Source organism: Halomonas sp. ND22Bw (assembly GCF_003011945.1).
GTDB classification, from domain to species: domain Bacteria; phylum Pseudomonadota; class Gammaproteobacteria; order Pseudomonadales; family Halomonadaceae; genus Halomonas; species Halomonas halophila.
Map to the genome: position 1 here is coordinate 1 of NZ_PXWD01000206.1, position 427 is coordinate 427.

General features: G+C 66.5%; 1 protein-coding gene. It reads right to left on the bottom strand.

Annotated elements, in window-relative coordinates; genetic code table 11:
- On the bottom strand, positions 1–427 hold a 427-nt coding region (locus CVH10_RS17705), incomplete at both ends, for a catalase-related domain-containing protein (RefSeq protein ID WP_369335859.1).

A 427-nucleotide genomic window follows, 5' to 3' on the forward strand; every position in this document is an offset into this window, starting at 1 on the left:
CAGCTCGGCGCTCGACCCATGGGTCAGCAGCAGGCCCATCTTTCGCCCGGCGAAATTCGCCGGGCCGTTGGCGACGATCGAGAGCGCCGACGATGTCGGCAGGTCTAGCGTCGGCTTGGCCGCCTTGGCGGCGTCCGGCAGGTCGAGGCCGAGCCCGTTCGCAACGGTAGCGGCGAGATCCTCGTCGATGTTGCGCAGGTGGCTGACCGCCCGGGCCCGGATGTCGACACGATCTACCTTCGACAGCTCGAACACCAGCGCGTCGCCGATGTGCTTCTGCTCGATCGGCTGCTGGCTGAGATAGAACTGCCGCGCCTGGCTGTAATGATCGGCAAAGGTTTCCGACCGAATCCGCTGCTTGGTCCCCTGAACCTCGGCGGGGAAGCTGGTGAAGCCGATCTCCGGGTTCTCGCGCGGACCGCCTTCC